25 protein-coding genes are annotated in these 26,744 nt (G+C 70.6%); 5 read left to right on the plus strand and 20 right to left on the minus strand.

Features of this window, described 5'->3' with window-relative positions; translation table 11 throughout:
- Positions 1 to 557: 557 nt before the first annotated feature.
- The 10 genes from tyrS to argC form a co-directional block, all read right to left on the minus strand.
- Positions 558 to 1,826: a tyrosine--tRNA ligase gene (gene tyrS, locus AB0N02_RS45865; protein ID WP_363961212.1), complete on the minus strand. Its 1,269-nt coding sequence runs from the start codon at positions 1,824 to 1,826 to the stop codon at positions 558 to 560.
- A gap of 170 nt (positions 1,827 to 1,996) precedes the next feature.
- Positions 1,997 to 2,689: a DNA-3-methyladenine glycosylase gene (locus AB0N02_RS45870; protein WP_363961214.1), complete on the minus strand. Its 693-nt coding sequence runs from the start codon at positions 2,687 to 2,689 to the stop codon at positions 1,997 to 1,999.
- Positions 2,671 to 4,107 (minus strand): argininosuccinate lyase, encoded by a 1,437-nt coding sequence (argH, locus tag AB0N02_RS45875; RefSeq protein WP_363961216.1) that lies wholly within the window; start codon positions 4,105 to 4,107, stop codon positions 2,671 to 2,673. Before argH ends, AB0N02_RS45870 begins: the two co-directional genes overlap by 19 nt.
- A gap of 22 nt (positions 4,108 to 4,129) precedes the next feature.
- Positions 4,130 to 5,329 carry an argininosuccinate synthase gene (locus AB0N02_RS45880; RefSeq protein ID WP_363961218.1) on the minus strand — a complete coding sequence of 400 codons (1,200 nt, stop codon included), beginning with the start codon at positions 5,327 to 5,329 and terminating at the stop codon, positions 4,130 to 4,132.
- Positions 5,330 to 5,398: 69 nt separating this feature from the next.
- Positions 5,399 to 5,905, minus strand: coding sequence for an arginine repressor (locus AB0N02_RS45885; RefSeq protein WP_363961220.1), 507 nt, complete (start codon positions 5,903 to 5,905; stop codon positions 5,399 to 5,401).
- Entirely contained in the window at positions 5,902 to 6,882 is a 981-nt protein-coding gene (gene argF / locus AB0N02_RS45890) for an ornithine carbamoyltransferase (protein ID WP_363961222.1), read from the minus strand. Before argF ends, AB0N02_RS45885 begins: the two co-directional genes overlap by 4 nt.
- Positions 6,875 to 8,083, minus strand: coding sequence for an acetylornithine transaminase (locus AB0N02_RS45895; protein WP_363961224.1), 1,209 nt, complete (start codon positions 8,081 to 8,083; stop codon positions 6,875 to 6,877). Before AB0N02_RS45895 ends, argF begins: the two co-directional genes overlap by 8 nt.
- Positions 8,080 to 9,108, minus strand: coding sequence for an acetylglutamate kinase (gene argB, locus AB0N02_RS45900; protein WP_363961226.1), 1,029 nt, complete (start codon positions 9,106 to 9,108; stop codon positions 8,080 to 8,082). The genes AB0N02_RS45895 and argB overlap by 4 nt, the downstream gene beginning before the upstream one ends.
- A complete protein-coding gene (argJ, locus tag AB0N02_RS45905; RefSeq protein WP_363961228.1) occupies positions 9,105 to 10,259 on the minus strand; it encodes a bifunctional glutamate N-acetyltransferase/amino-acid acetyltransferase ArgJ in 1,155 nt (384 codons plus the stop codon). The genes argB and argJ overlap by 4 nt, the downstream gene beginning before the upstream one ends.
- Complete coding sequence (gene argC, locus AB0N02_RS45910) at positions 10,256 to 11,278, minus strand: N-acetyl-gamma-glutamyl-phosphate reductase (RefSeq protein WP_363961230.1); 1,023 nt, start codon at positions 11,276 to 11,278, stop codon at positions 10,256 to 10,258. The genes argJ and argC overlap by 4 nt, the downstream gene beginning before the upstream one ends.
- Positions 11,279 to 11,545: 267 nt before the next feature.
- Here argC and AB0N02_RS45915 point away from each other — a divergent pair, with 267 nt between their 5' ends.
- The 3 genes from AB0N02_RS45915 (at position 11,546) to AB0N02_RS45925 (ending at position 15,253) form a co-directional block, all read left to right on the plus strand.
- A complete protein-coding gene (locus AB0N02_RS45915) occupies positions 11,546 to 13,207 on the plus strand; it encodes a class I adenylate-forming enzyme family protein (protein WP_363961232.1) in 1,662 nt (553 codons plus the stop codon).
- 68 nt (positions 13,208 to 13,275) lie between these two features.
- Entirely contained in the window at positions 13,276 to 14,589 is a 1,314-nt protein-coding gene (locus AB0N02_RS45920) for an MFS transporter (protein ID WP_363961234.1), read from the plus strand.
- Positions 14,590 to 14,674: 85 nt separating this feature from the next.
- Entirely contained in the window at positions 14,675 to 15,253 is a 579-nt protein-coding gene (locus AB0N02_RS45925; RefSeq protein WP_363961267.1) for a Uma2 family endonuclease, read from the plus strand.
- A gap of 17 nt (positions 15,254 to 15,270) precedes the next feature.
- Here AB0N02_RS45925 and AB0N02_RS45930 read toward each other — a convergent pair whose 3' ends face one another.
- From AB0N02_RS45930 to infC, 8 genes are all read right to left on the minus strand, one after another.
- On the minus strand, positions 15,271 to 15,516 hold the full coding sequence (locus tag AB0N02_RS45930; RefSeq protein WP_363961236.1) for a hypothetical protein: 246 nt from the start codon (positions 15,514 to 15,516) through the stop codon (positions 15,271 to 15,273).
- A 92-nt stretch (positions 15,517 to 15,608) separates the two neighbouring features.
- Complete coding sequence (gene pheT, locus AB0N02_RS45935) at positions 15,609 to 18,125, minus strand: phenylalanine--tRNA ligase subunit beta (protein ID WP_363961238.1); 2,517 nt, start codon at positions 18,123 to 18,125, stop codon at positions 15,609 to 15,611.
- A complete protein-coding gene (pheS, locus tag AB0N02_RS45940) occupies positions 18,125 to 19,174 on the minus strand; it encodes a phenylalanine--tRNA ligase subunit alpha (protein ID WP_363961269.1) in 1,050 nt (349 codons plus the stop codon). The genes pheT and pheS overlap by 1 nt, the downstream gene beginning before the upstream one ends.
- Positions 19,175 to 19,295: 121 nt before the next feature.
- Positions 19,296 to 20,378, minus strand: coding sequence for an ATP-binding protein (locus AB0N02_RS45945; RefSeq protein WP_363961240.1), 1,083 nt, complete (start codon positions 20,376 to 20,378; stop codon positions 19,296 to 19,298).
- A gap of 77 nt (positions 20,379 to 20,455) precedes the next feature.
- The gene (locus AB0N02_RS45950; protein ID WP_363961242.1) at positions 20,456 to 21,271 is read right to left on the minus strand and encodes an RNA methyltransferase; all 816 of its coding nucleotides are present in this window, start codon (positions 21,269 to 21,271) and stop codon (positions 20,456 to 20,458) included.
- Positions 21,272 to 21,342: 71 nt separating this feature from the next.
- Positions 21,343 to 21,726: a 50S ribosomal protein L20 gene (gene rplT, locus AB0N02_RS45955; RefSeq protein ID WP_012892552.1), complete on the minus strand. Its 384-nt coding sequence runs from the start codon at positions 21,724 to 21,726 to the stop codon at positions 21,343 to 21,345.
- Positions 21,727 to 21,751: 25 nt separating this feature from the next.
- The gene (gene rpmI / locus AB0N02_RS45960; protein WP_184716514.1) at positions 21,752 to 21,946 is read right to left on the minus strand and encodes a 50S ribosomal protein L35; all 195 of its coding nucleotides are present in this window, start codon (positions 21,944 to 21,946) and stop codon (positions 21,752 to 21,754) included.
- 130 nt (positions 21,947 to 22,076) lie between these two features.
- Entirely contained in the window at positions 22,077 to 22,694 is a 618-nt protein-coding gene (gene infC, locus AB0N02_RS45965; protein WP_363961271.1) for a translation initiation factor IF-3, read from the minus strand.
- A gap of 393 nt (positions 22,695 to 23,087) precedes the next feature.
- Here infC and AB0N02_RS45970 point away from each other — a divergent pair, with 393 nt between their 5' ends.
- Positions 23,088 to 23,456 carry a helix-turn-helix transcriptional regulator gene (locus AB0N02_RS45970; RefSeq protein ID WP_363961245.1) on the plus strand — a complete coding sequence of 123 codons (369 nt, stop codon included), beginning with the start codon at positions 23,088 to 23,090 and terminating at the stop codon, positions 23,454 to 23,456.
- Positions 23,453 to 24,445 (plus strand): hypothetical protein, encoded by a 993-nt coding sequence (locus AB0N02_RS45975; RefSeq protein WP_363961247.1) that lies wholly within the window; start codon positions 23,453 to 23,455, stop codon positions 24,443 to 24,445. Before AB0N02_RS45970 ends, AB0N02_RS45975 begins: the two co-directional genes overlap by 4 nt.
- Here AB0N02_RS45975 and AB0N02_RS45980 read toward each other — a convergent pair.
- Both AB0N02_RS45980 and mltG read right to left on the minus strand, forming a co-directional pair.
- Entirely contained in the window at positions 24,420 to 25,244 is an 825-nt protein-coding gene (locus tag AB0N02_RS45980; RefSeq protein WP_363961273.1) for a shikimate dehydrogenase, read from the minus strand. The two genes, AB0N02_RS45975 and AB0N02_RS45980, sit on opposite strands and share 26 nt — an antisense overlap.
- A complete protein-coding gene (gene mltG, locus AB0N02_RS45985; protein WP_363961249.1) occupies positions 25,244 to 26,395 on the minus strand; it encodes an endolytic transglycosylase MltG in 1,152 nt (383 codons plus the stop codon). Before mltG ends, AB0N02_RS45980 begins: the two co-directional genes overlap by 1 nt.
- Positions 26,396 to 26,744 lie beyond the last annotated feature (349 nt).

Genomic DNA, 26,744 nt, shown 5'->3' on the forward strand with positions numbered 1-26,744 from the left:
GTGGCTGGGACGGGGTTGTGCTTCATGCACTGGCTTTTAACACACTGTTGAGTTCTCAAGAAACGGACGCGTTCACCATCCACCCGACCAACCGGTCGGAGCTTCCGGGGCGCACACTTCCGTGTTGCTATCCTATCAGATCCGCCTGGTTCGTGTCAAACTGTCGCTTTCGCTTCAACTTGACCAAACCCGCCGGACCCACCAGGAGTCTAGCCCACTCCGTCTCCGGAGCAATCCCACGAACTTACCGTGACATTCGAGACATGTCAAATCAACCGGTTTTCCGGTGATCAACACGTAGTCCGAACGACAAGATTCGCTTCGTGAGAGTCGCCTTCGGGGCCCGTCCGCCGTTCAGGCGTCCGGCTCGCTCCCGGGCAATGAAAACTCTAGGCCGCCCCCGGAACCCCGTCAAATCAGCCGCATCAGGAGAAGCCGCAGGTCACCCAGGCACTGCCAGGAAACCCCGGGTCTTCGCTACCCAACCGTTACAGACTTAAACACCGAACGCCCCGGCCATCGGCCGGGGCGTTCATCAGTGAAACCGATGAAAGGTGTCAGGCGGTGACGAGCTCGACGCCGCCGACGGAGCGCTTGCCACGGCGAAGCACCAGGAAGCGTCCGTGCAGCAGGTCCTCGGCCGAGGGCACGTAGGCCTCGTCGGTGACCTTCACGTTGTTGAGGTAGGCGCCGCCCTCCTTCACCGCCCGACGGGCGGCGGACTTCGACTCCACCAGCCCGCTCTCGGCGAGAAGATCGACGAACGGACTTCCAAGCTCCGAGACCTCGGCACGCGGTACCTCCGCGAGGGCCTCCCCCAGCGTGCGCGCCGGCAGCTCCTCCAGCGACCCCTGGCCGAACAGCGCGGCCGAGGCCGCGATCACCGCGGCGCACTCGTCGGCGCCGTGCAGCAGCGTGGTGAACTCGGTCGCGAGCGCGCGCTGGGCCTCACGTGCGGCGGGCCGTTCGGCGGCCGCCTTCTCCAGCTCCTCGATCTCCTCACGCGACTTGAAGCTGTAGATCTTGAGGAACTTCACCACGTCGCGGTCGTCGGCGTTCAGCCAGAACTGGTAGAACGCGTACGGCGAGGTCATCTCCGGGTTGAGCCACACCGCTCCGCCGGCCGTCTTGCCGAACTTGGTCCCGTCGGCCTTGGTGATCAGGGGCACGGTCAGCGCGTGCACGTGCTTGCCCGTCACCCGGCGGATCAGGTCGGTTCCCGCGGTGATGTTGCCCCACTGGTCGCTGCCGCCGATCTGCAGCGTGCAGTCGTAGCGCCTGTTCAGCTCCAGGTAGTCGTTGGCCTGCAGGATCTGGTAGCTGAACTCGGTGTAGCTGAGCCCGTCGCCGCCGAGGCGCGCGGAGACCGACTCGCGCGCGAGCATGCGGTTGATCGGGAAGTGCTTGCCGACGTCGCGCAGGAAGTCGATCGCGGACACGCCCTCGGTCCAGTCGAGGTTGCTGGCGAGGACTCCCCCGCTCTCCTCGGAGAAGTCGAGGAACTTCTCCAGCTGGACCCGGATCCGCGCGACCCACTCGGCGACGACCTCGGAGGAGTTGAGCGAACGCTCGGTGCTCCGGCCGCTGGGGTCTCCGATGAGGCCCGTGGCCCCGCCGACAAGACCGACGATCCGGTGGCCCGCCCGCTGGATGCGGGTGAGGGTCAGCAGCGGGACCAGGTTGCCGACGTGGAGGGAGGGCGCGGTCGGGTCGAAGCCGCAATAGACCGTGATCGGAGCCTCGGCCATCGCCGCGCGCAGGGCGTCGATGTCGGTGGACTGCGCGATCAGGCCGCGCCAGGCGAGGTCATCCAGAATGTCGGTCACGATCTTTGCTTTCCAATGCTCGAAGGGTCGTATACGGCTTCGCTTACAGCCTGCCTGATCTCGGCACCGTTTCGCCACTTGAAAGCCGCACCGGTGCCCCCTGCACCGATATCGGCGATCAGCGCGAACCCTCTGCCACCGATCAACGGGAACAGTGTCCTACAGATCTCCTACCGGCGGCGCGGAACGTGCGGCCGATAAGGGGAGACCGTGCGGTCCCCGTCTATCCAGAAACGCCAGGGCGTCTCCTGCCCCGCGGAGACCCCGGTGCGCGGCCCCGAGTGGATGGAGCCCGGCGTGGCCGGGTCGCCCTCCAGCACCCTGATCGGACCGGGCGGGCAGGCGTCGAGCCCGTTGTGCTCCCGGGTGAAGCCGAGCGAGACCGCCAGGCGGGCGGGCCCGCGGGCCAGATCACGCCGGGTGACGGTACGGCCCGCGCCCGCCGTTCTCCTGGCCTCGGCGGTCTCGGCCCCCGAGACCACCTCTCCGGCCCGCAGCAGCACGCCGGAGCCGACTCCCTCCGGAAGGCAGACCAGGTTGGCGCAGAAGTGCATGCCGTAGGTGAAGTAGACGTACAGGTGCCCCGGCGGGCCGAACATCACGGCGTTGCGCGGTGTCCGGCCGCGGAACGTGTGCGAGGCGGGGTCCTGCCCGGGTACGCCGTACGCCTCGACCTCGGTGAGACGGACCGCGACCTGCCCGTACGTGATCACACGCCCCAGCAGGTCGGGGGCGACCTCGTGTCCTGGCCGGTCGAAGAAGTCACGGGTCAGGGGAACGGACCCGGCGAGCACGCGCTCACCGGGTCCGCCGCCGGATCCGTCACCGGCCCGCTCGCCGGAGGTCAGCTGCCGCTCGCCCACGCTGCCTGGCCGTCGACGGTCTCCCGCAGCGCGACGATCTGGTCGCGGACGCGGTCGGGAGCGGTGCCGCCGTGCGCCTTGCGCGCCGCCAGCGCGCCGGGCACCGAGAGCACCTCCCGGGAGTCGGGCGTGAAGTGCGGCGACACCTTGGCCAGTTCCTCGTCGGTGAGCTGGTCGAAGTCCTTGTCGTTGACCTGGCACCAGACGACCAGGTGACCGACCGCCTCGTGCGCCTCCCTGAAGGGCACTCCTCTGCGGACCAGCAGCTCGGCCAGGTCGGTGGCCAGGGCGAACCCGTCGGGAGCCGAGGATTCCAGCTTGGCGGTGTTGACGCGCATGGTCGCGACCAGTCCGGCCATGGCGGGCAGGACGAGCAGCAGGGTGTCGACGGAGTCGAACACCGGCTCCTTGTCCTCCTGCAGGTCGCGGTTGTAGGTCAGCGGCAGGCCCTTGAGGGTCGTCAGCAGCGACATGAGGTTGCCGATGAGACGGCCGCTCTTGCCCCTGGCCAGCTCGGCCACGTCCGGGTTCTTCTTCTGCGGCATGATCGACGAGCCGGTGGAGTAGGCGTCGTCCATCTCGATCCAGCGGAACTCCTGCGAGGCCCACAGGACGATCTCCTCGCCGAGCCTCGACAGGTGCATGCCGATCATGGCCGCGTCGAACAGGAACTCGGCGGCGAAGTCGCGGTCGGCGACGGCGTCCATCGAGTTGGGCGCGGCGGAGTCGAAGCCGAGTTCCCTGGCCACGGCCTGCGGGTCCAGCGGCAGGGACGAACCGGCCAGCGCTCCCGAGCCGAGCGGGGAGACCGCCGCCCGCCTGTCCCAGTCGCGCAGCCGTTCGATGTCACGGGCGAAGGCGTGGACGTGGGCCAGGAGCTGGTGGCCGAAGGAGACCGGCTGGGCGTGCTGCAGGTGGGTCATGCCGGGCGCGGCCGTCTCGGCGTGCTCCTCGGCCTGGCTCATCAGCGCGGTCTCCAGCTCGACCAGCCGTGACACGATGTGCCGGACGTGGTCGCGGAGGTAGAGCCGGAGATCGGTGGCGATCTGGTCGTTGCGGCTGCGGCCGGCGCGGAGCTTGCCGCCGAGCGTGCCCAGGCGTTCCAGCAGGCCGCGCTCCAGCGCGGTGTGGACGTCCTCGTCGGCCACGGTCGGCCGGAACTCGCCCGCCTTGCAGGCCCGTTCGAGGTCGTCCAGCGCACTGATCATGCGCTCCAGCTCGTCCTCGGCGAGCAGGCCCGCGCGGTGCAGCACCCGGGCGTGCGCGCGCGAGGCCAGCAGGTCGTACGGCACGAGCCGCCAGTCGAAGTGCACGCTCACCGAGAGCCTGGTCAGCGCGTCGGCCGGGCCTCCTTCGAACCGGCCGCCCCACAGCCGCATCGGCTTACCACCATCAGTCACCGTTGTTCTCCTCCCCATTCAATCCGCGACCTTAGCCCAATCAGGCCAGTCGGGCGTCCCGGGCGGAGGCGATCTTGGAGGGCAGGCTCCACAGTTCGACGAACCCCTTGGCGAGGGACTGGTCGAAGGTGTCGCCGGTGTCGTAGGTGGCGAGGTTGAAGTCGTACAGCGATGCCTCGGAGCGCCGGCCGGTGACCGTGGCCCGGCCGCCGTGCAGGGTCATCCGGATCTCGCCGGTGACGTGCTCCTGGGCCTCGGCGATGAAGACGTCCAGGGCCTTCTTGAGCGGCGAGAACCACAGGCCGTCGTAGACGAGCTCGCCCCAGCGCTGGTCGACGGAGCGCTTGAACCGGGCCAGGTCGCGCTCGACGGTGACGTTCTCCAGCTCCATGTGCGCGGTGATCAGCGCGATGGCGCCGGGCGCCTCGTAGACCTCGCGGGACTTGATGCCGACGAGCCGGTCCTCGACCATGTCGAGGCGGCCGACGCCCTGGGCGCCCGCGCGCTGGTTCAGCTCGGAGATGATCTGGAACGGGGTCAGGTGCCGGCCGTCGAGCGCCACCGGGACGCCCTTGACGAAGCTGATGATGACCTCGTCGGCCTCGCGCGGCTCGGCCGGGTCGGAGGTGTAGGAGTAGACGTCCTCGATGGGGCCGTTCCAGATGTCCTCAAGGAAGCCGGTCTCGACGGCCCTGCCCCAGATGTTCTGGTCGATCGAGTAGGGGTTCTTCTTGGTGGTCTCGATGGGGAGGTTCTTCTCCTCGGCGTAGGCGATCGCCTTGTCCCGGGTCCACGCGTAGTCGCGGGCCGGGGCGATGACCTTGAGCTCGGGGAAGAGCGCGGCCAGACCGGCCTCGAAGCGGACCTGGTCGTTGCCCTTGCCGGTGCAGCCGTGGGAGACGTGGGTGCCGCCGAACTGCTTGGCCGCCGCGGCCAGGTGCTTGACGATCAGCGGCCGGGACAGCGCGGAGACCAGCGGGTAGCGGTCCATGTAGAGGGCGTTGGCCTGCAGGGCCGGCACGCAGAAGTCGGCGGCGAACTCCTCGCGGGCGTCGACGACGACGGACTCGATGGCGCCGCAGTCGATGGCCCGCTTGCGGATGATCTCCATGTCCTCGCCGCCCTGGCCGACGTCGACCGCGACGGCGATGACCTCGGCGCCGGTCTTCTCGGCGAGGAACGGGATGGCAACGGAAGTGTCGAGGCCGCCGGAGAAGGCGAGTACGACCCGGTCAGTCATGATCAGTATCTCCAAAGTCTTGTGGTGCAGGTGGTTCGGGTGGAGCTTGAGGTGGCCCGCGTGAGCGGGCTACATACGTCGGTCGGCGTGCCGGAGCAGGGCCTCGGCGACCGCCTCCCCGCCCATCGGGTCACGGCTGATGACCAGGATCGTGTCGTCTCCGGCCACCGTGCCGAGGATGGACTTCCAGCCCGCGTGGTCGATGGCGGAGGCGAGGAACTGGGCGGCGCCCGGAGGCGTCCGCAGGATCACCAGGTTGGCCGACGCGTCGGCGGAGACGAGCAGTTCCTCGGCGATCCGGCTCAGCCGGGCGGCCGGGGACTCACCGCCGCCGAGACGCGCCGGCGGGATCCGTCCGCCGCCCTCGCCCGGCAGGGCGTAGACCAGGGAGCCGTCCTCGGCGCGCAGTTTGAGCGCGCCGAGTTCGTCCAAGTCACGGGAGAGGGTCGCCTGGGTGACCTCGACCCCGCTCTCCAGCAGGAGTCTGGCCAGCTCCGGCTGGGAGCGGACCGGTTGCCGCGCCAGGAGTTCGGCGATCCGGGCGTGGCGGGCCGCCTTGGTCATGGGGATCGTCATGTCGTCCCCTCCCCCGGCTCCGCGGCCTGCCCGGAGGCCGAGACCAGCCAGTGCAGCAGCGCCTTCTGGGCGTGCAGCCGGTTCTCCGCCTGGTCCCACACCCGGCTCTGCGGGCCGTCGAGGACGTCTGCGGAGATCTCCAGTCCCCGGTAGGCGGGCAGGCAGTGCAGGACGATCGCGCCCGGGGCCGCCCGGCTCATCAGCCCGGCGTCGACCTGGAAGGGCATCAGGTCGGCGACGCGCTGGTCCTTGCCGTCCTGCCCCATCGAGACCCAGGTGTCGGTGGCGATCACGTCGGCGCCCTCGGCGGCCGCACCCGCGTCGGGCAGCACGGCGACCGATCCGCCGGTGCCGGCGGCGATCTCGCCGGCGTGCCGCAGGATCTCGGGGTCCGGCCGGTATCCGGCGGGGGCCGCGATCCGTACGTGCATGCCTGCGACGGCCCCGCCGAGCAGGTAGGAGTGGGCCATGTTGTTGGCGCCGTCCCCGAGATAGGTCAGCGTGAGCCCGGCGGTCCTGCCGAAGTGCTCCCTGACGGTCTGCAGGTCCGCGAGGATCTGGCAGGGGTGGAACTCGTCGGTCAGCGCGTTGACCACGGGCACCGACGAGATCGCGGCCATGCCCTCGACGCGTTCCTGTCCCGTGGTCCGCCACACGATGGCGCCGGCCTGACGCTCCAGGACCCGGGCGGTGTCCTCGACGGATTCGCCCCGGTTCATCTGCGAGGACCCGGAGTCGATGATCAGGGGCAGGCCGCCGAGCTCCCCGATGCCCACCGCGAAGGAGATCCTGGTGCGGGTCGACGGCTTGTCGAAGAGCACCGCGACCGTCCGCGGGCCCGCGAAGGGGCGGTAGCCGTAGCGGTCCTTCTTCATGGCCTCGGCCAGGTCGAGCACCTCGGCCTGTTCTGCGGGCGACAGGTCGTCGTCCTTGAGGAAGTGCCTTACCCGCGCGGAGTGCGCGTCGTGCTCAGTCAACGGATGCCTCGTCGAGGATGGAGGGGAGGGCCGAGACGAAGGCCGCGACCTGCTCGGAGGTGATCACGAGAGGGGGCGCCAGCCGTACCGCGTCGGGCTGCAGGGCGTTGACCAGGAAGCCGGCCCGCTGCGCGGCGTCCTGGACCTGCGCCGAACGGTCGATGGTCAGGACGATGGCCAGCCACAGGCCCCGCCCCCGGACCCCGGCGAGCAGGGGGTGGTCGACGGCGGCGATGCCGCCGGACAGCTGGGCGCCGACCGTCCGCACGTGCTCCAGCAGGCCGTCGCCGTCGATGGTGTCGAGTACGGCGAGCGCGGCCGCGGCCGAGACGGGGTTGCCGCCGAAGGTCGAGCCGTGGTCGCCCTTGGCGAAGATCGTGCCCGCCGGGCCGAAGGCGACGCAGGCGCCGATCGGCATGCCGCCGCCGAGTCCCTTGGCCAGGGTCAGTACGTCGGGCAGGGCTCCGTCGTGCTGGTGGGCGAACCAGTGCCCGGTGCGGCCGATCGCGGACTGGATCTCGTCGGCGACCAGCAGCGCGCCGGTCGCGTCGCAGATCTCCCTGGCGGCCTTGAAGTAGCCGTCCGGCGGGGGGACGACCCCGGCCTCGCCCTGGGTGGGTTCGAGGAAGACCGCGGCGCACTCGTCGGTGACGGCGTTCTTCAGCGCGTCGGCGTCGCCGTACGGGACGAAGCGGACGTCCGCCGGGAACGGGCCGAACTGGTCGCGGATCGAGGGCTTGCCGGTCAGCGAGAGCGCGCCGAGGGTCCGGCCGTGGAAGGCGTTCTCCGCGGCCACGAAGTAGGTGCGGCCGTTCGTCCTGCCGTACTTGATGGCGATCTTGAGGGCCGCCTCGTTCGCCTCGGTGCCGGAGTTGGTGAAGAACACCTTGGCGGGGGCGCCGAGCAGGCCGATCAGCCGTTCGGCGAGGAGCACCTCGGGCTCGTGCATGAACAGGTTGCTGGTGTGCGCGAGCGTGGCGACCTGCCGGGAGACGGCCTCCACCAGCGCCGGGTGGGCGTGGCCGAGGGAGCTGACCGCGATGCCGCCGATCAGGTCGAGGTACTCGGCGCCGTCGACGTCCCAGACCTTCGACCCCTCGCCGCGCGCCAGCGCCACCGGGGGCACGCCGTAGTTGGCCATGAAGGCGGCCTCGAAGCGCCTGCTGAGGGCCTCGGACGCGTGTGACCCGTGCTTGCTCACTTGTCGCTCCCGTTCAGCTGGATGGTGGCGCTCAGCCGCCGTTTTACCAGGTCCGGTACGGCCGGCGCCTTGGCGGCGTCCGGCAGCACCATGGTGCCGATGCCCTTGTCGGTGAAGATCTCCAGCAGCACCGAGTGGGGCACCCTGCCGTCGAGCACGTGCGCCTGGGGCACGCCGCCCCGCACCGCGGTCAGGCACGCCTCCATCTTGGGCACCATGCCGCTGGACAGGCCCGGCAGGAGCCGGTCGAGCTCGGTGGCGGACAGCCGCCTGATGACCTCGTTCTCGCCCGCGGCGGCGTCGGGGCGCCAGTCGCGGTAGAGGCCCTCGACGTCGGTGAGGACGATCAGCTTGGACGCCTTGAGCGCCACGGCGAGGGCCGCGGCGGCGGTGTCGGCGTTGACGTTGTAGACGGTGCCGTCGTCGCTGCGCGCGATCGAGGAGACGACCGGGATGCGCCCGTCGTCCAGCAGCGCCTGCACGGCCCCCGCCTCGACGTCGACGATGTCGCCGACCTGGCCGATGTCGACCTGGACGCCGTCGACGACGGCGTGCTTGCGGACGGCGGTGAACAGGTGGGCGTCCTCGCCCGACATGCCGATCGCGAGCGGCCCGTGCCGGTTGATCAGGCCGACGACGTCGCGGTTGACCTGACCGACCAGCACCATCCTGACGATCTGCATGGCCTCGGGTGTGGTGACCCTGAGCCCGGCGGTGAAGGTCGACTCGATGCCGAGCCTGTCGAGGTGGGCGTTGATCTGCGGGCCGCCGCCGTGCACGATCACCGGCTTGAGCCCGGCGTAACGCAGGAAGACGACGTCGTCGGCGAACTTCTCCCGCAGGTGCTCCTCGGTCATCGCGTTCCCGCCGTACTTGATGACGACGGTCGCGCCGTGGAAGCGGGCGAGCCAGGGAAGTGCCTCGATCAGCGTGTGGGCCTTGGCCAGCGCCTCGCCGACCCTGGTCTCGGCCTTGTTCACGGCGTCGGTTCCAGAGCCGGTTCCGGTACTGGTCTCGGTGCTCATGACGAGTACGCCGAGTTCTCGTGGACGTAGGCCGCGGTGAGGTCGGTGGTGTGGATGGTCGCCGTGTGCGGCCCCGCCGACAGGTCGACGGTGATCGTCACGTCGCGGGGACGCAGGTCCACCTTGGAGCGGTCGTCCCCGGCGGCGCCGCCACGGCAGATCCACACGCCGTTGATGGCCACGTTGAGCCGGTCGGCCTCGAAGACGGCGTCGGTGGTGCCGACGGCCGACAGCACCCGGCCCCAGTTGGGGTCCTCGCCGTAGATGGCGCACTTGAGCAGGTTGGAGCGGGAGACCGTGCGCCCGACGACGACGGCGTCCTCCTCGGAGGCGGCACCGATGACCTCGATGGCGATGGCCTTGGTGGCGCCCTCGGCGTCCACCAGGAGCTGGCGGGCGAGGTCGGCGCAGACGGCGCGGACCACCTGACCGAACTCGGCGAGGTCGGGGGTGACGCCGGAGGCGCCGCTGGCCAGCAGCAGGACGGTGTCGTTGGTCGACATGCAGCCGTCGGCGTCGAGCCGGTCGAAGGTGACCCTGGTCGCCTCGCGGAGCGCCTTGTCGAGCTGCTCGGCGGGCACGTCGGCGTCGGTGGTGATCACGCAGAGCATGGTGGCCAGGCCGGGGGCGAGCATGCCCGCGCCCTTGGCCATGCCGCCGACCATGTAGCCGCCCTCGCCCCGCCTGAAGGAGATCTTGGAGACGGTGTCGGTGGTGCGGATGGCGTCGGCGGCGGCCAGGCCGCCGTCCCTGCTGATCTGGGAGACCGCGACGTCGACCCCGGCGAGCAGGGCGTCCATCGGCAGCCGCTCGCCGATCAGGCCGGTCGAGCAGACCGCGATCTCGCCCGCCGACTCCTGGAGCGCCCCGGCGACCTTCTCCGCGGTCGCGTGGGTGTCCTGGAAGCCGAGCGGCCCCGTGCAGGCGTTGGCACCGCCGGAGTTGAGCACGACGGCCCTGACCCGGCCTCCGGCCAGCACCTGCTGGGACCACAGGACGGGGGCGGCCTTGACGCGGTTGCTCGTGAAGACACCTGCCGCGGCGCGCGACGGGCCGTCGTTGACGACCAGGGCCAGATCGCGGGCGTCACCGGACTTGATGCCGGCGGCGATGCCCGCTGCCCGGAAGCCGAGGGGGGCGGTCACACTCATGGGGCGACTCCGTTGAGAGGAAGGCCGAGCTCTTCTGACAGGCCGAGCGCGAGGTTGGCGCTCTGGATCGCGCCTCCCGCGGTGCCCTTGGTGAGGTTGTCGATGGCGACGACGGACACGACGCGTCCGACGCGCTCGTCCAGGACGACCTGGAGGGCGGCGGTGTTGGCGCCGAGGGTCATCGAGGTGGCCGGCCACTGTCCCTCCGGCAGCAGCCGCAGGAACGGCTCGTCCTTGGTCGCGACCTCGTAGGCCTCGCGCAGGCTCCGGGCGGTGACGCCGGGCTTGGCGGGCGCGGTGCAGGTGGCGAGGATGCCGCGGCTCATCGGGGCCAGCAGGGGGGTGAAGGAGACCTTCACCGGGGTGCCCGCCAGCGGGGAGAGGTTCTGCTCCATCTCGGGGGTGTGCCGGTGAACGCCGCCGACGCCGTAGGCGCCGACCGAGCCCATCACCTCGCTGCCCAGGAGGTTGGGTTTGAGGGACTTGCCCGCCCCGCTGGTGCCGCTCGCGGCGACGACGACGACGTCGGGCTCGACGAGGCCGGAGGCGAAGGCCGGGAACATGGCCAGCGTGACGGCCGTCGGGTAGCACCCGGGGACGGCGATCCTCCTGGTGGCGCGGAGCCGGTCACGCTGACCGGGCAGTTCGGGCAGGCCGTACGGCCACGAGCCCGCATGGACGCCGCCGTAGAAGTGGTCCCAGACGGCGGGGTCGGTGAGCCGGAAGTCGGCGCCGCAGTCGACGACCAGCGTCTCGTCGCCGAGCTGCTCGGCGACGGCCGCGGACTGGCCGTGCGGGAGGGCGAGGAAGACCAGGTCGTGGCCGCCGAGGGTCTCGGCGTTCGTGTCCAGCAACGTCCGGCCGGCCAGCGGGGTCAGGTGGGGCTGGTGCGCGCCGAGGAGGGTGCCGGCGTTGGACCCCGCGGTCAGCGCGCCGATCTCGATCTCGGGGTGGGACAGCAGCAGGCGCAGGATCTCGCCTCCGGCATAACCGCTGGCACCGGCGATCGCCGCTCTCATCCATCCCCCCAAGCTTGCATATTCATGCAATTCAACTCATGAACTTACTAGAGAGATTATGCATCTCCAAGGATCGCCATGCAAGCAATCAGCCCGGCGGTTCCACACAGTGAAACCCTCTAAACCGCACCAAACTTCTCAGACAGTTATATTTCACTCGCATGATCATACAAGCGATGCCGGCCCCCGTCTCCGTCCCCGGCATCCACACCTACCCATCGATATCGTGACGTTTCCGCCCCCTTCGCAGCCGGGGAGTAGGAACGCATGACTGTCACCCACGACCAGGTCCAGGCTCGGCTCACCGCTTCCGGGCAGCTCTTCGAGATGGAGGAGGTCCCCGGCCAGGGCGGCACGGTCAGGGCCTGGAAGCACGCCCCCGCCCACTTCCGGGCGCTCCTGGAGATGAGCCGCCTCCACGGCGACAAGGTCTTCCTCGTCTACGAGGACGAGCGCGTCACCTACGAGGAGCACTTCCTGCGCGCCGCCACACTGGCACGGCGCCTGGTCGAGGAGTACGGCGTGGCCAAGGGCGACCGGGTGGCCATCGCCATGCGCAACTATCCGGAATGGGTGATCGCCTTCTCCGCCGTGCTGGCCGCCGGGGGCGTGGCCGTACCGCTCAACGCCTGGTGGACGCCGCGGGAACTGGAGTTCGGACTCTCCGACTCCGGGGCCCGGGTGCTGATCGCCGACGGCGAGCGCGCCGCCGCTCTCGCGGGCCTGACGCGGTCCCTGATCGTGGCCCGCGGCCGGGCGCCGGAGGGCGCCCGCACCTTCGAGGACGTGCTGGGCACGGTCGAGGCCGGCGTGACGCCGCCGCCGGTCGACCTCTCCCCCGAGGACCCCGCCACGATCTTCTACACCTCGGGCACGACGGGCCGGCCGAAGGGCGCGCTCGGCAGCCACCGCAACCTCGGCCAGTCCCCGATGACCGTGGCCTACGGCCTGCTGCACGGCGTGGTCAGGGCGGGCAAGGACCCGGCGAAGTCGGCGGGACTGCGGCGCGTCACGCTCCTCACCGTGCCGCTGTTCCACGTCACCGGCTGTTTCGCGGTCATGACCACCACCATGTTCAGCGGCGGCGGCCTGGTGCTGATGTACCGGTGGGACGCGGGACGGGCACTGGAGCTCATCGAGCGGGAGAGGATCACCACCTTCAGCGGCGTGCCGACCAACGTCTGGCAGCTGCTGTCCCACCCAGGCCTGTCCGGGTTCGACGTCTCCAGCCTCACCTCGCTCGGGTACGGCGGCGCCCCCGCCCCGCCGAAGCTGCTGGAGCGCATCACCGAGCGGTTGCCGAGCCGCTCCCCCTCCAACGGGTACGGCATGACCGAGACCACCGCGCTGGCCGTCTTCAACAGCGGCGCGGACTATCTGGCCAGGCCCGACAGCATCGGCCTGCCGGTGCCCGTGGTCGACGTGCGGATCGCCGGCCCCGCGGGCGCCGAGCTGCCGGTCGGCGAGGTCGGCGAGCTCTGCCTGCGCGGCCCGAACGTGATCCTCGGCTACTGGAACCAGCCCGAGGCGACCGCCGAGACCTTCGCCGGCGGCTGGCTGCACACCGGCGACCTGGCGCGGGTCGACGAGGAGGGCTTCGTGTACGTCGTGGACAGGGCCAAGGACATGGTCATCCGCGGCGGCGAGAACGTCTACTGCGCCGAGGTCGAGGCCGCGCTGTTCGAACACCCCGCGGTCGACGACGTCGCGGTGATCGGTGTCCCCCACGACGAGCTGGGCGAGGAGGTCGGCGCGGTGGTGCGGCTGGCCGCCCCGGCGACGGCGGAGGAACTGCGGGAGTTCCTGGGCGGGCGGCTCGCCCCCTTCAAGATCCCCGCCCGGTTCTGGATCCGCGAGACCGAGCTCCCCCGCAACCCCGGCGGCAAGATCCTCAAGACGCTTCTCCGCCGGGAGGTCCTGGGATCCTGACCTCCGCCCGCGGCGGCCGCCGGAAAACCGTTTGCCTCGGCGTGGCTTGAGGCCAAGACTGTCTGTTCGTGCCCGAAACATCTGATCCGTCTCCCGAGGCTCCGGGGACGCCGCCGCGCAGGATCGGAATGGACCTGAGCCCGCTCCGCGACTCGCGTGACTTCCGGCTGCTGTTCGCCTCGGGCATGATCACAATGTTCGGCACCTTCCTCACGATGGTCGCGCTCCCGCTGCAGATGATGGAACTCACCGGCTCGCAGCTGGCGGTCGGCCTGATCAGCGCCGCCGAGTTCGTGCCGATGGTGGTGTGCGGGCTCTGGGGCGGGGCGATCGCGGACGCGCTGGACCGGCGCAAGATCATCCTCTTGACGGAGATCGCGCTCTGCGCCGCCGCACTGCTCCTGACGGTCAACGCGCTGCTGCCCGAGCCGCAGGTCTGGGTGCTCTACGTGGCCGGCGCCCTCAGCGCCGGCCTCGCCGGCCTGCAGCGCCCCAGCCTGGAGGCGCTGATGCCCCGCGTGGTCCGGCACGACCAGCTCGGCGCCGCCGCCGCGCTGACCGGCTTCCGCTGGAACCTGGGCGCCATCGTCGGCCCCGGGCTCAGCGGCCTGATCGCCGCCGTGTTCGGCGTCGCCTTCGCCTACGGCCTCGACGTGGTCACCTTCCTGGTCTCCCTGATCCTGCTCTGGCTGGTCAGGGTGCCACCGCAGTCCGAGGACGCTCCCCCGGCGTCGATGAAGGCGCTGGCCGAGGGCGTCCGCTACGCCGTACGGCGCCCCGACCTGATGGGCACCTACCTGGTGGACATCGCCGCGATGGTCTTCGCGTTCTCCACCGCGCTCTACCCCTTCCTGGCGAAAGAACTCGGCGCCCCGCAGGCGGTGGGCCTGTTCTTCTCCGCCTCCGCCGTCGGCTCGCTGATCGCCTCCGTCACCTCCGGCTGGACGAACCGCGTCCACCGGCAAGGCCTCGGCGTCATCGTCGCGGCACTGGTCTGGGGCGTCGCGGTCGCGGCGGCCGCCGTCATGCCGACCGTCTGGGGCATCTTCGCCTGCCTGGCGCTGGCCGGGGCGGCCGACATGATCAGCGGCATCTTCCGGTCGACCATCTGGAACCAGACCATCCCCGACGAGCTGCGGGGCCGCCTGGCCGGGATCGAGCTGCTGTCCTACACCAGCGGCCCGATGCTGGGCAACGCCAGAGCCGGGCTGATGGGCCATCTCGGCGGCACGCGCTTCTCCCTGGGCGTCGGCGGCCTGCTGTGCGTCGGCGCGGTGGCGGCGATGGCGGTGCTGCTGCCGAAGTTCCGCGACTACGACGCCCGCACCGACGAACACGCCCTGCGGGAACGCGCCCGCCGCGCGTCCCTCGCCGGGACCTGACATAGGAGGCCCGGCCAACTACGCTCACTGAGCGGAACCTCGTTGCTACTGTGGGAGCATGACGGTCGACGTACGGAGCCCGGAGATGACGGAATCCTCACTGCCCGCCTGGGCCTTTCCCCCGCCGGAGGGCTTCACCGCCGACGATCTCGATCGCATTCCGCAATTGCCCGCACACACAGAGTTGATTGATGGAAGCCTGGTCTTCGTGAGTCCTCAGGCTTCCTTTCACACTCTCGTCCTGTATCTCCTGGAGACAGGCCTGCGGCGGACCGCTTCATCCGACCTTCGCGTACGCCGGGAGATGAGCGTCGTATTGGGCAGACGACAGCGGCCCGAGCCGGACATCAGCGTCATTCGCGCCTCCGCCGAGCAGAGCTCCCAGCAGACCGCCTACCAGGCGCAGGACGTCGTGCTCGCGGTGGAGGTCGTCTCCCCCGACTCCGAGGACCGCGATCGCAACCGCAAGCCGACGCTGTACGCCCAGGCGGGCATCCCCCACTTCTGGCTGGTGGAGAACCAGTCGGGCAGGCCCGCGGTCTACGTCTACGAGCTCGATCCGGTCGCCCGCTCCTACGTGCTCACCGGCATGCACCACGACCGGCTCAAGCTGTCGGCCCCGTTCGACATCGACATCGATCTGACGGAGATCGACACGCTCTGACCGCCGGCGCCCGGCTCTCAGCCCGGTTCGCGCCAGCCCTCGTACTCCTCGGCGAGGTCCTCGAGGCGGGCCAGGGCCTCGGCGGGCAGGGCCTCCTCGGGGTCCTCGACGATCACGAGCCACTGGGCGTCCTCGGCGTCGTCCTCCCCCGCCAGGGTCTCCCGCACCACCGAGGGCGTGCCCGTCCCGGGAAACTCCTCGGCCACCAGGTCGGCGACCTCCTCCGCGTCCTCGCGCTCGGCGAACACCAGCAGATGCCTCATCGCCCCTCCCTGAGCGAAGGCCCCGGCCGCCACGGGAAACCCGTGACCGCCGGGGCCGGGCCGGATCCGCCTCGCGGTCCGGCCGCCGTCGATCAGACCCCGCGGAGCCGGGCTCCGGTGCGCTCGCCCGCGAGCGCCACCGCGGCGTCACGTGCCGCGGTGGTCTCCTCGACGGTCAGCGTCCGGTCGGCCGCCCGGAAGCGCAGGGAGTAGGCCAGGGACTTGTTGCCCTCGCCGATCTGGGCTCCGGCGTAGACGTCGAACAGCCGGATCGACTCCAGCAGGTCGCCCGCCCCCTCGTACAGCACCGCCTCGACGGAGGCCACCGGCGTCGAGCCGTCGACGACGAGCGCGACGTCCTGGGTGGCGACCGGGTAGGCGGAGATGACGGGGGCCTGCGCCGGACCGGGCAGCAGCCGCTCCAGCCGGGTCAGCTCCAGCTCCATCGCGCTGGTGCGCGGCGGCAGGCCGTAGGCCTCGATGACGCGTGGGTGCAGCTCACCGGCGTGGCCGACGAGCACCTCCCCGGCGTACAGCGCGGCGCAGCGGCCCGGGTGCCAGGGCTCGTGCCGGTCGGCGCGGACCTCGAGGGTGAGGCCCGCCTCGCGGGCCACCACGCGGGCCGCCTCGATGGCGTCCGCCCAGCCGGCCTGACGGCCCGCGCCCCACCAGCCGGACCGCTCGAACTCGCCGGCCAGCACGACGCCCACCCGCACCGGCTGGTCGGGCAGCGCCGACTCGATCGAGGCGAGCTCCCGCTCGTCGGGCCTGCGGTCGACGCCCAGCACCGGCGCGACCGCGGGCGCGTCCGCGGAGGGCCGGTAGACCAGGCCCGTCTCGAACAGCGCCACGTCGCCGAAGCCCCGGCCCACGTTGCGGACCAGCGTCTTGAGCATGCCGGGCAGCAGAGTGGTCCGCAGCAGCGGCTCGTCCTCGCTGAGCGGGTTGGCCAGCCGTACGGCCAGGCGGCGGGCGTCGTCCCCGGACAACTGAAGGTTGTCGAAGTCGCGCTCCCCGACGAACGGGTAGGCGAGGATCTCGACGTATCCGGAGGCGGCCAGTGCCCTGCCCGCCCTGCGGCGCAGCCGCTGGCCCTCGGTGAGGCCCGCGCCCGCGGGAGCGCCCGGCAGGATCGAGGGCAGCTTCTCGTAGCCCTCCAGCCGGATGACCTCCTCGGCGAGGTCGTTGGGGTCGGTCAGGTCGGGCCGCCACGACGGCGGGGTGGCGGTCAGCATGTCGTCGCCGGTCACCGCGAGCATGACGGCGATCTCGTTGGTGGGGGGGGTCGAGCCGTTCTCGACGGTGCAGCCGACCTGCTCGAGGCGGCGGACCACCGTCTCGCGGTCGTAGACGGTCCCGGCGACCCTGCCGGGGTAGTCGGCGGGGATGGAGACGCGGACCGGCTCGATCTCGATCGAGGCGTGGGTCACGCCCGGCTGGATCGTGCCGCCGCCCAGCTCGGCCAGCAGCTGGGCCGCGCGCCAGGAGGCGTACAGCGGGAGCTCCCGATCCACACCCCGCTCGAAGCGCTTGGAGGCCTCGCTGACCAGGTTGTGACGGCGGGACATCCGCGCGGTGCCGCTCGCGGAGAAGTGCGCGGCCTCGATCACGATGTCGGTCGAGGTGTCGGAGATCTCGGTGTTCAGGCCGCCCATGGTGCCGGCCATCGAGATGGCGCCGGACCGGTCGGTGATGAGGATGTCCTCGGGGTGGAGCTCGCGCACGACGTGGTCGAGGGTCTCCAGCCGCTCACCCGGCTCGGCCCGGCGTACGACGATCTCACCGTTCAGCCTGGTGGCGTCGAAGGCGTGCAGGGGCTGGCCGAGCTCCAGCATCACGTAGTTGGTGACGTCCACGGCCAGCGAGACCGGCCGCATCCCCGCCCGCGACAGGCGCGTCCGCATCCACAGCGGGCTCCGCGCCGCCGGGTCGAAGCCCTGGATCTCGCGCAGCACGAAGCGGTCGCACGCGGTCGGGTCGGCGATCGAGGCCGGGTAGGACGGGGCGGACTCCGCCGGAGGGGAGACGTCGGCCGGGTCGAGGAACACCGCGTCGAAGGCGATGGCCGCCTCCCTGGCCACGCCGCGCACCGACAGCGCGTAGCCGATGTCCGGGGTGATCTCCATCTCGATCACGTCGTCGCGCAGGCCGAGCAGCTCGACCACGTCGGCGCCGATGGGCGTGCCCTCCGGCAGCACCATGATGCCGTTGTGCTCGTCGCTCAGGCCGAGCTCGCGCTCGGAGCAGATCATGCCCTCGGACATCCGCCCGTAGGTCTTGCGGGCGCCGACCTCGAAACCGCCGGGCAGCACGCCGCCGGGCAGCACGACCGGCACCCGGTCGCCGACGACGAAGTTGGTCGCGCCGCACACGATCTCACGCGGCGCGGCCTCCCCGACCTCGACCTGGCAGTGCCGGATGGGCTTCTTGAAGCCCTGCAGCTCCTCGATGGCGAGCACCTCGCCGACCACCACGTTCTTGACGTCGTGGCCGTAGGAGGTGATGGCCTCCAGCTTGAGCCCGGCGGCGGTGAGCTTGTCGGCGACCTCGTGGGCGGTGACGGCGGGGAGATCGACGTACTCCCGCAGCCATGAAAGCGGGACCTTCATCAGACCTCCATCCCGAACGGGAGCGTGAAGCGCACGTCTCCCTCGACCATGTCACGCATGTCCTCGACGTTGTGGCGGAACATCAGCGTGCGCTCGATGCCCATACCGAAGGCGAACCCGCTGTAGCGGGCCGGGTCGACGCCGCAGGCGATGAGCACCCGCGGGTTGACCATGCCGCAGCCGCCCCACTCGATCCAGCCCTCCGACTTGCACGTACGGCAGTGCGGGCTGCCCGGGACCGCGGAGGCGCCGCGGCACACGAAGCAGCGCAGGTCCATCTCCGCCGACGGCTCGGTGAACGGGAAGTAGTTCGGCCGGAACCTGGTGTCGATGCCCTCGCCGAACATCACCTCGGCGAACCTGTCCAGCGTGCCCTTGAGGTGGGCCATGGTCAGGCCCTCGTCGATCGCCAGCCCCTCGACCTGGTGGAAGACCGGGGTGTGGGTCGCGTCGAGCTCGTCGGTGCGGAACACCTTGCCCGGTGAGATCACGTAGACCGGCAGGGGACGGCTCAGCAGGGCCCGGATCTGCACCGGGGAGGTCTGCGTGCGCAGCACCTTGCCCGAGTCGACGGACTCGACGAAGAAGGTGTCGTGCTCGGAGCGCGCCGGGTGGTCGGGCGAGATGTTCAGCGCGTCGAAGTTGAACCACTCTCCCTCCAGCTCGGGCCCCTCCGCCACCTCGTAGCCCATCCCGACGAACGCGTCGGCGATGCGCTCCTGCAGGGTGGTCAGCGGGTGCCTGGCGCCGCGCGCGGCGCGGTCCCAGGGCAGCGTGACGTCGACGGTCTCCTCGACGAGGACCCGCTCGTCACGCTCGGCCTCCAGCTGCGCCTGGCGTTCGGCGAGGGCCTCGGCGACGGCCTTGCGGGCACCGCCGATGCGCTTGCCCGCCTCGGCTCGGGCCGCCGGGGGAAGCGCGCCGATCTCGCGGTTGGCCAGGGCGATGGGTGAGCGGTCACCGGCGTGCGCGAGCCGTACCTGCTTGAGTTCGTCGAGGTCGCGCGCCGCCTTGATGGCGTCGAACGCGTCAGCCTGCATGCGCGCCATCTCGTCGGCGTGCAGCGGGGTCACCTCGACCGGGTCGTAGTTAGACAAGAGAGAGCTCCGAATCCAGGGCTTGAGCGGCCATGAGTCTAGTCGGGGAGGCCCACCGGGCTGGCATTCACGCTCAGGCGAAGTCAGGGGTGCCGGTGGGCACCATAAATCGAAACTCGGCCCCGCCTTCGGGCCCCCGCTGCACGGAGATGGTGCCGCCGTGGGCCTCGATCAGGCCCTTGACGATGAACAGGCCGAGCCCTGTGCCGCCGCGGCGACGGGCGTTGCCCCGCCAGAACTGCCGGAACACGCGCGTGGCCAGCTCGGGCGGGATGCCCTCTCCCTGGTCACGGACGGACACGGTCACTCCCCACTGGTTCGGCTCGACGACTATTGTCACCGTACCGCGTCCGTGACGCACGGCGTTTTCCAGCAGATTTGCCAGCACCTGGTCGATCTTGTCTTGGTCGAGCCAGGTTTCGGGGAGCTCGCCCCGCACTTCGAGGTGGAAGCGGCTCTCGGACTCTCCCGCCGCGACCCGCCCGGCGATGATCCTGCGGGCCCTGGCCGGGATGTCGACCACCTGCCGGTGGATCTCCAGCCGTCCCGACTCGATGCGGGAGACGTCGAGCAGCTCGGTGATCAGGCGGGTCACCCGGTCGGCGTCGGCGTTGACCGTCTCCAGCATGACGAGCTTCTGGTCGTCGGTGAAGCGGGTCCACTTGGCGAGCAGGGTCGCGGTGAACCCCTTGACGCTGGTCAGCGGGGAGCGGAGTTCGTGGGCGACGGTGGAGACCAGGTCGGCGCGGCTGCGCTCGAGGCGGGCCCTGGCGCCCGCGTCGCGCATCGTGATCACCACCCGGACGATCTCGCCGCCCCGTTCGGGCCTGCGCACCAGGCGGGCGGCGACGAGCATCTCCTGCCCGCCGGGGGTCCGCAGCGGAAGCTCCGGCTGGCGGACGCGGGTGGAGAGCCCGCCGTAGGTGTCGAGCCACTTCCACCAGTCGCGCCCGTCGTGGTCCCGGAAGGAGAACACGTCCCGCAGGTGCCTTCCGGCCGCCTGGGCCTGGGTGACCCCGGTCAGGCGCGTCGCGGCCCGGTTGACGGTCAGCACGTGGCCGTCCCGGTCGGTCACCACGAGGCCGTCGGGGAGATCGTCCACATCGATCACACAGGCGGGATCAGCGCTCCGCTCGTCGGTGTGTTCGCCGTGCACGACCCCGCCTCCTCGACGCTACAACGCCGACAATAGCGGGTTTCCCGCGTTCTCCGGCAGCCTCGGCGCCGGGGGCGTCAGGTGCCCTGGGGACAGGCGCGCTGAGACCGGGCAGATGCGTACAGACACACCGCGGCGGCGGTCGCGAGGTTGAGGCTCTCGGCCCCTCCGTAGATCGGCACCCGGACCGCCTCGTCGGCCAGGCGGAGGATCTCCTCCGGCAGCCCCCAGGCCTCGTTGCCGAAGATCCAGGCGGTCGGCCCCGACAGGTCCACGTCGTCCAGCGTCCGCTCCCCCGCGCCGTCGGCGGCGAGCACCCGCAGCCCGGAGTCCTTGAGCCTGCGCACGGCCTGCGCCACCGGGGTCCCGGTGACGACGGGCAGGTGGAACAGGCTTCCGGCGCTGGCCCGCACGCACTTGCCGTTGTAGGGGTCGACGGAGGCGTCGGTGAAGACCACCGCGTCGGCGCCCGCGGCGTCGGCGGTGCGCAGCACGGTCCCGGCGTTGCCCGGGTCGCGGACGTGGGCGAGCACGGCCACGAGCCTGGCGTCGGCGGTGACGGCCTCATCGAGGGGCACGTGCACGAACCGGCACACCGCCAGCAGCCCCTGCGGGGTGACGGTCTGGGCCAGCTCGGCCATGACCTCGCCGCTGGCCCGGTGCAGCGGCACCCCCGCCGCCGCGGCGGCCGCGACGATCTCGGCGTGCCGCGCCTCCGCCTCGGCGGTGGCGAACAGCTCGGTCACGACGCCGCCCAGCGCCAGCGCCTCACGGACCGCCTGCGGCCCCTCGGCGAGGAAGGACCGGTCGCGGTCCCTGAAGGCCCGTTTGGTCAGCCGACGGGCCGCCTTGACCCTCGGCGACTTGATGTTGGTCAGCTCGGATCCCGCCATGCCTGTTCCCCTGAGAATGCGAATGCGGCCCACAGCGCGAGGCTGTGGGCCGCGTTGTCCGTTGACCGGGCTCAGCCGGCGACCGGCGCGTTCACGTCGGCGGGCAGCGCCTTCTTGGCGGCCTCGACCAGCGTCGCGAACGTGGCGGCGTCGTTGACCGCGAGGTCAGCGAGGATCTTACGGTCGACCTCGATGGAGGCCAGCCGCAGCCCCTGGATGAGGCGGTTGTAGGTGATGCCGTTCTGACGGGCAGCGGCATTGATGCGCTGGATCCACAGACGGCGGAAGGTGCCCTTGCGGTCCTTGCGGTCGCGGTAGGCGTAGGTCATCGAGTGGAGCATCTGCTCCTTGGCCTTGCGGTACAGCCTGGAGCGCTGCCCCCGGTAGCCCTTCGCCCGCTCGAGAACGACCTTGCGCTTCTTCTTGGCGTTGATCGCCCGCTTCACGCGTGCCATTTGTATCTATCTCCCCGGGGGCCGTTTACTTAGCGAGCAGCTTCTTGATCTTCTTGGCGTCGGCGTCAGAGAGCACGACCTCGGGCTTGAGACGACGCGTCAGCTTGGACGACTTCCACTCGTTGTAGTGCGCGCGGTTGGCGCGGCGGCGCTTGATCTTGCCGGAGCCGGTGAGCCGGAACCGCTTCTTCGCACCGCTGTGCGTCTTCATCTTCGGCATCTCAGCCGTCTCTCCCTCGATCGTGCCGATGTCCCGGGCCGGTAACCCGAGTCAAGGGCATGCCTGACTGCGAGACCGGACCCGGTCTCGGATTCATCTCGCGACTACCTGACGGTTCAGGCTATGCGAGTCACTCCTGCGGAGCGGCCACCTGGTCTTCGACCTGGGCCCCGTCCCCCGCGGGATCCTCGTCACGCCGCGCCTTGGCCGCCGCCTTCTCGGCTTTGGCCTCAGCCTTCTTCTTGTGCGGCCCGATAACCATGATCATGTTACGGCCGTCCTGCTTGGGCTGGGACTCCACGAAGCCGAGCTCCGTGACGTCCTCCGCCAGGCGCTGCAGGAGCCGGAAACCCAGCTCGGGCCGGGACTGCTCCCGTCCGCGGAACATGATCGTGACCTTGACCTTGTCTCCCGCCTTGAGGAACCGCACCACGTGACCCTTCTTGGTCTCGTAGTCGTGCGGGTCGATCTTCGGCCGGAGCTTGATCTCCTTGATGATCGTGTACGCCTGGTTGCGCCGCGCCTCGCGTGCCTTCATCGCGGACTCGTACTTGAACTTGCCGTAGTCCATGAGCTTGCACACGGGCGGGCGAGCCGTGGCCGCGACCTCGACGAGGTCGAGGTCGGCTTCCTGAGCCAGCTTCAGAGCATCGCCGATCGAGACGATGCCAACCTGTTCGCCGTTCGGGCCGACGAGGCGGACCTCGGGGACGCGAATACGGTCGTTGATGCGGGGCTCGGCGCTGATGGGGCCTCCTAGGTTGCGATCCGCCGCCGTCCTTGCAGGCGGCTTTGCACATACTCGATCGTGCCGGGAGGTCGCGGAACACAGGCCGTTTCCAGGTCGAGAAGCGCGAAATGCCCCGCACGTCGCGCATGCGGGGCCACACGAACCCGTCGGCTTTCACACCGCGAGGTTCCCCGGAGTCATCCGGTCGTGATCCTTGACCTGCCGACCTCGCGGTCGACCAGGTGGGAGGTGAACCTCCGCTTGCGCGTCCAGCAGGCATGCCGGACCGATCGAGTATTCACGTTACCACAACCACGGGCGCCCGCCGAATCTTCCCGGAAACACCCCCGCCGGGGCCACATTTCCCGCACCCCCTGTTCCATATACCGGTGATCGATATATAAAGACCATATGAGCGAACGATCGATGCAGGAACCCACGTTCCTGATCCTCACGGCCCTGGCCGCGGGGCCCCAGCACGGCTACGGGGTGATCACCGACGTCCAGGAGATCTCCGGCGGCCGGGTGCGCCTGCGGGCCGGCACCCTGTACGCCGCCCTCGACCGTCTCCAGTCGGAGGGCCTCATCGCCACCGACCGCGAGGAGATCGTGGACGGCCGCGTACGGCGCTACTACCGGCTGACCCGGGAGGGCGGCACGCGCCTGGCCGAGGAGGCCGAACGGCTGCGCAGGAACGCCGACACGGCGTCGGCCCGGCTGCGCACCCGTCTCGCGAGCGGGGCCCTGACGGTCCTCGGCCCGGCGGGAGGTACGGCGTGAGCACACTGGAGGAGCGCTACCGCAGGCTGCTGGCCTTCTACCCCGGCGAGCACCGGGCGCGTCACGGGGAGGAGATGATCGGGGTGATGCTGGCCGGGGCGGAGGAGGGACGGCGCCGCCCGGCCCCGGGGGACGTGCTCGACATCGTCAGGGGCGGGCTGCGGATCCGTCTCCGGCACGCCTTCGGCCCGGGAAGCGGCGTGTACTGGCGCGACGCGCTGAACGCCGCCGCGATCGTCGCGCCGCTGTACCTCCTGGTCGGCGAAGCCGGCACGTGGGGCATGGCGCTCTGGGTCATGGTCGCGACGCCCCCCGACTTCACGCTGCTGCCGCTCACCCTCACACTGCTGCCGCTCGCCCTCACGCTCGTGCAGTTGCTGGTGCTCGGTCTGGCGCTGCGCGGCATGCGGTGGACCGCCGCGGCGTGCGCGTGGATCTCGGTGGCCGCCAACACGGCGGTGAGCCTGAGATTCCACCCGCAGGCACCCCCCGCCCCCGGGCAGAGCGCGGTCTCCCTGCCCCTGGACTTCCCGCTCGTCTCCCTCGGCACCGCGTTCGACGTGCTGCCCGCCCTGGTCGTCGCGCTCCTGGTGACGTTCGCGCCCCGCCCGGCGGAGGGGGCCGCGCTGATCGGCCACCGCAGGTTTCTGCGCTGGGCCGTGGCGGCGGTCCTGCTGCTGAACGTGACCGGCACCCTGCAGTACTTCCTGACCCCCGAGATCGTTCCCGACGGGATGGCCTCGACGGCGCTGATCTGCATGGCCTGCGGGGTCGCCAGCCGGACCCCGACGGGGCGCCGGGTCCTCGTGCTCCTGCTTCCACCGTTCGTGCTGATCTACCAGGGCGTGCTGCTGAGCGGCCCGTACGACCCCGACTGGTTCCCGGCGACCGTCCGGGTGCTGGTCGCCGCCGTCATCTTCGTCGTGGCCAGGCGGGGCTTCCAGCCGTACGGCTCGGGGAGCGTCAGCTTCCCGGAGCGGCTCGCCTGACGATCTCGGCCTTGGCCGCCGCGCGCATCGCCTCGACGGGCACGTCGGTCCGGCCGGTCATCATCTCGACCTGCCGGACCGCCTGGTGCAGCAGCATCGGGAACCCGCCGATCACGGTGCCGCCGCCGGCCGCGACGGCCGAGGCCAGCCGGGTCGGCCACGGGGCGTAGACCACGTCGAAGAGCGCGGGCACCCCGGCCACCAGGTGCGCGAAGCCGTCGGCGGCTCCTGCGGGCAGGGTCGAGACGACCAGGTCGACGTCCAGCACCGTCTCCAGCTTGTCGAAGGTCCGCAGCGACAGGGTGGTGCCCAGCCGCTCGGCGACCTCGGCGGTCTCACCGGCCCTGACCGGGTCTCGGACCACCAGGTTGACCTCCGACAGGCCCAGCTCCCGCAGGGCCGCCAGCGCGGAGGCCGCCGTCGCTCCCCCGCCGAGGACCGTCGCGCTCCCCGGCGGCCGGACCCCGGCCTCGGTGAGGGCCTGGACGATGCCGTAGACGTCGGTGTTCTCGCCGTGGCGCCCGCCCTCGGAGAAGATCACCGTGTTGGCCCCGCCGACCTGTACGGCCGTCTCGGAGACCGTGTCGAGCAGCGGCAGCACCGCGCGCTTGAGCGGCATGGTCAGCGACAGGCCCGCCCAGCCGGGGCCGAGATCGCCGATCAGGCCGGCCAGTCCCGCCTCGTCGCACTCGACCGCCTCGTACTGCCAGTCGTACAGGCCGAGCCCCTCGTAGGCGGCACGGTGCAGGTGCGGGGAGAGCGAGTGGGCGATGGGTGATCCGAGCACCGCCGCCTTCATCATCCGCCTCCGCGATTCTTCTCGAACTCCGCCTTCAGCTGGAAGAACTCGGCCTCGGTCGAGGCGAACTTGGTGATGCCCCGCTTCGGATCCGTGGTCACGAACCAGATCCAGCTGCCCTTGGCCGGGTTGAGCGCCGCCTGGATGGCGTGGTCGCCGGGGTTGGCGATCGGACCCGGCGGCAGGCCGGGCCGCATGTAGGTGTTGTAGGGCGACTTGCTCTGCAGGTCCGCGTTGGTGGCGGAGATGCCGTACTTGTTCAGCCCGTACATCACCGTGCTGTCCATCTCCAGCTTGCGCTGGCTGTCGAGCCGGTTGTAGATGACGCGGGCGATCTTGGGCATGTCCTCGACGCTGCCCGACTCGGCCTGGACGATGCTGGCGATCGTCATGATCTCGTGAGGCGTGTGGCCGAGGCTCTTCGCGGCCGACGCCAGCCCGTCCTTCTCCGCGGTCTGGTTGAACCGGTCGACCATCGCGGTCAGGATGTCGGCCGCGTTCATCTTGGGGGTGATCTCGTAGGTCGCGGGGAAGGCGTAGCCCTCAAGGCGGCCCTTGGCGTAGCCGGGCACGCCGAGCGCCTTGGTGTTCTTGGCCGCCTGCTGGAAGTCCTTCAGCGGCTTTCCGGTGTCCTTGGCGAGCTTGACCAGGGTGTCGGACAGGCGCAGCCCCTCCTTGAGGGTCACCCGCTCCAGCAGCCGCATGGTCGGTTCGAGCAGCTTGACGGCCGAGGCGGCGGACATCTGCTTGCGCATGCGGTACTCGCCGGGCTGCAGTGAGGCGCTCTTGCCCGCGTCGGCGACGGCCCCGGTGAACGTCCGGGCGCTCTTGACGACGTCCTTGTCCTCCAGGGTCTGGGCGACGTCGGAGGCGGTCTGCCCGTCCTTGATCTCGATGACGACCTCGCCGCTGCCCTCACCGGTGTAGTCCTCAGGCGTCATCACGCCGCGCAGCCAGGTGTAGCCGTAGAAACCGGCCGCGCCGAGGCCGCCCAGCAGGACGATGATCGCGAGCATCGGGGCGAGGAAGCCCCCCCGGTTGCGCCGCCGTCGTCTGCGGCGGCCACGCCGTCCCGAGGACGCGCGGGAATCGCGCCGTGACTCGTCGTCGTCCTCGGCGCCGACCAGAAAGTCCATATCGAGCCCGTTCATAGATGCGCTGGCCAATCTCCCGGTAGGGACGGCCTGGCGTCAAGCGGCTCTGCCAAACCGAGGGGGGACCCCGGACCTGACACCCCGGCTCGCCGGATGCCTCCGCGTGAGCTCCCGGTATGGATCGCCGCACTCGGCGGAACGGGGGGTGTTCCGCCGGGCATCAATACGTCCCGAGGTATCTGTTCAGCTGTTCCCGGTATCCCACAAACTCACTCTCTTTGTCAGTGAATTTCGTGATTCTATGCTCCGGCCCCGTAGTGACAAACCAGAACCAATCACCTTGGTCTGGCTGGAGGGCGGCTCTCGGCGCCCTCTTCCCGGGATTTCCAGCGGTTCCGGGCCCGGA

It is taken from the genome of Streptosporangium sp. NPDC051022 (assembly GCF_040683035.1).
GTDB lineage: Bacteria > Actinomycetota > Actinomycetes > Streptosporangiales > Streptosporangiaceae > Streptosporangium.